Source organism: Gordonia sp. (in: high G+C Gram-positive bacteria), assembly GCF_020438995.1.
Lineage (GTDB): Bacteria > Actinomycetota > Actinomycetes > Mycobacteriales > Mycobacteriaceae > Gordonia.
Window position 1 is genome coordinate 1 of sequence record NZ_JAGQTN010000053.1, and the last position, 3,482, is coordinate 3,482.

General features: G+C 67.1%; 2 protein-coding genes. Both read right to left on the reverse strand.

Annotated elements, in window-relative coordinates; translation table 11 throughout:
• On the reverse strand, positions 1 to 134 hold a 134-nt coding region (locus KDB67_RS04490; RefSeq protein WP_291012906.1), incomplete at its 3' end, for a DUF167 family protein.
• A gap of 64 nt (positions 135 to 198) precedes the next feature.
• Entirely contained in the window at positions 199 to 3,462 is a 3,264-nt protein-coding gene (locus KDB67_RS04495) for an error-prone DNA polymerase (RefSeq protein ID WP_291012904.1), read from the reverse strand.
• Between the last annotated feature and the right edge of the window lie 20 nt (positions 3,463 to 3,482).

Consider the following 3,482-nt stretch of genomic DNA (forward strand, 5'->3'; position numbering starts at 1 on the left):
CCGACCGCCTTGTTGGCCTTGCCCTCGGTGGCGGGTTCACGCACGAAGATCGTGATCGCCCCGTCCTCGTCGGCCTCAACCAGCGGGCCCTTGCTGCTGTTCGGTTTCACTGTGACCACCACGGTCTTCGACATCACTTCCCCGATCGTCGTTATCGTGTCTCACTTGTTCGGCCCTGACCTCGGTACTGTCCCGACTTCAGTGCCAGTCCCGGGAACGGGTTCCCACCCGCAGGTTCATCCGCTGCAGGCGCTCGGCGACCACGGTCACGGCTCCTTCCGCGTTCTGCAGCTTTCCCCGCACCAGCAGCGCAGGTGCCGAGTGCGCCAGGTCGCGATACCGCGACCACAGGCCCACCGAACACACCACGTTGACCATCCCCGTCTCGTCTTCGAGATTGATGAAGGTCACCCCCGACGCCGTCGCGGGCCGCTGACGATGCGTCACCGCACCGCCGACCAGCACCCGCGCGCCGTCGGCCACCGACAACAGCCGGTCGGCGGGAATCACCCCCATCGCGTCCAGGCGCGGCCGCAGGAACCGCGTCGGGTACAGGTTCGGGGTGATCCCGGTGGCCCACGCATCGGTGGCGGCGAGCTCGATCTCCGACAGTCCCGGAAGCACCGGCGCCGGCACCGACGTCTCCAACCGTAGTTGATCGGCCCGTGCCGCCGCAGCAGCACCCGCCTGCCAGAGTGCCTGACGGCGGCTGAGACCGAAGCAATCGAAAGCGCCCGCACCCGCCAGACCTTCGAGATGCCGGATGTCGAGTTCGGCGCGGCGGGACAGGTCGTCGAGGTCGGTGTAGTCCCCGCCCCGGTCTCGTTCGGCGACGATCCGCCCTGCCACCTCGTCGCCCACCCCGCGCACCGCCGCGAGGCCCAGCCGCAGTTCGGTGCCCGCGTTCTCCAATGTCGCCCACGACAGGGACGCGTTGATGTGTGGCCGGTGCACCCGCACCCCGTGCCGCCGGGCGTCGGCGACCAGCGACTGCGGGGAGTAGAAGCCCATCGGCTGGGCGCGCAGCAATGCGGCGCAGAAAGCCGCCGGATGATGCAGTTTCAGCCACGCCGAATAGAACACCAGCGAGGCGAAGCTCTGCGAATGGCTTTCCGGGAAACCGAAATTGGCGAACGCGGCCATCTTCTCGTAGATGCGGTCGGCGGTCGGTCCGGTGATCTGATGAAGACGTTCCATTCCTTCGTAGAATCGTCCGCGCAGTTCCTCCATGCGCCGGGTTGAACGTTTGGAACCCATCGCCCGGCGCAACTGATCGGCCTGAGCCGCGTCGAATCCGGCGACGTCGACGGCCAATTGCATCAATTGTTCCTGGAACAGCGGCACTCCGAGGGTGCGCTCCAAAGCCTTACGCATCGACGGATGTTCGAAGGTCACCTTCTCTTTTCCGTTGCGCCGCCGGATATACGGATGTACCGAACCACCCTGGATGGGGCCGGGACGGATCAGCGCCACCTCCACGACAAGGTCATAGAAGTTGCGGGGCCGCAGCCGGGGCAGCGTCGCCATCTGTGCCCGTGATTCCACCTGAAAGACACCGACGGAGTCGGCGCGGCACAGCATCTCATAGACAGCGGGTTCGGACAGATCGAGCTTGGCCAGGTCGACGTCGATACCCTTGTGTTCGGCCAGCAGGTCGATGGCGTAGTGCAGTGCCGACAGCATTCCGAGGCCGAGCAGGTCAAACTTGACCAGACCGATTGCGGCACAATCATCCTTGTCCCATTGCAGGATGCTGCGGTTCTCCATCCGCGCCCATTCGGTGGGACACACATCGGCGATGGGCCGGTCGCAGATCACCATGCCGCCGGAGTGGATGCCCAGATGTCTTGGCATACCTCGAATCTCACCGGCCAGCTCGGCAACCTGCGGGGGCGCCTCGTCCGGATCACGGCTCCACGCGTCCTGCTGGCCGGAGGCAAAACCCAACGCCCGGGCCATGTCCCGGATCGCCGACTTTCGCCGGTAGGTGATCACGTTGGCCACCTGGGCGCTGTAGTCGCGACCGTAACGCCGATACACGTACTGGATGGCCTCCTCCCTGCGATCGGATTCGATGTCGACGTCGATGTCGGGCGGACCGTCGCGGGCCGGCGACAGGAACCGCTCGAACAGCAACTTGTTGGCCACCGGATCCACATTGGTGATGCCCAGGGCATAGCAGACCGCCGAGTTGGCGGCGCTCCCCCGGCCCTGGCACAGGATGTCGCTGTCCTTGCAGAAGTCGACGATGTCGGCGACCACCAGAAAGTAGCCGGGAAAGTTCAGCGCGGCGATGATCGCCAGTTCGTGTTCGATCTGGCGGTACGCGTCGGGATGCTGCGCCGGGGTACCGTAGCGCCGCCGCGCCCGCCGCATCGTCAACTCCCGCAGCCACGAGTTCTCGGTGTACCCGTCGGGGACGTCGAAGGGCGGCAGTTGCGGGGCGATCAGGCCGAGTTCGAAAGCGCAGTCGGCGGCGATGCCCACCGCGTTGTCGATGGCCCCGGGATGTCCGGGCAGCAGGCGCATCATCTCGTCGCCACTGCGCAGATGCGCACCACCCACCCCGGGCAGCCAGCCCTCGATGGTGTCGAGGTCGGTTCGGGCGCGGACCGCCGCCACCGCCATCGCCAGGCGTCCGCGGTCCGGTGCGGCGAAGTGCGCGCCGGTGGTGGCCACCGTCGGCACACCGCAGGCCGCGGCGATCGAGGCGAGGGCGGCGTTGCGTTCGTCGTCGTCGGGCAGTCCGGATGCGGTCAGTTCGACGACCACATTGTCGCGGCCGTACCGGTCGATCAGGTTCTGCAGCTCTTCGTGTGCGGCAGACACGCCGGCTCGTTCGAGCGCCCGGCGCACTGCCCCTTTACGACATCCGGTGAGGATCAGCCAGTGACCCGCGGCGACGTCGGGCAGCGCATCGGGTTGATACCGCAGCAGCCCCTTTTCCCCACCCGCCATGTGTGCGGCGGCGATGGTGCGCGAGAGCCGCCGGTACCCTTCGCCACTGCGCGCGATCACCAGCAGGTGCTCGCCCGGCGGGTCGGGCACGCCGGTGCGGGTGGCGTCGCGTTCCAGCGACAGTTCGGCCCCGAACACCGTCGGCATCCCGTATTCGCGGGCAGCCTCGGCAAACCGGACCACCCCGTAGAAGCCGTCATGGTCGGTCAACGCGAGAGCCTTCAGATCCAGTGCCCGCGCCTGCGCGACCATGTCCTCCGGCATCGACGCCCCGTCCAGAAAGCTATAGGCACTGTGCGCGTGCAGTTCGGCATAGGCCACCCTCGACGCGCACTGTTCGACGTCGTCGGCGACAAACGCCCCGCGCTTGCGAGACCAGGCCGGCGAATCGTTCCCATCCCCCGGCACGTAGGTCTCGGCCATCCGGCCACCCGCTTCGGGCGCGCGCCCCGACAGCACCCGCTCCATCTCCGACCAGGTCGGCGGCCCATTGTTCCATCCCACCACCCCAGCATATCGAACAC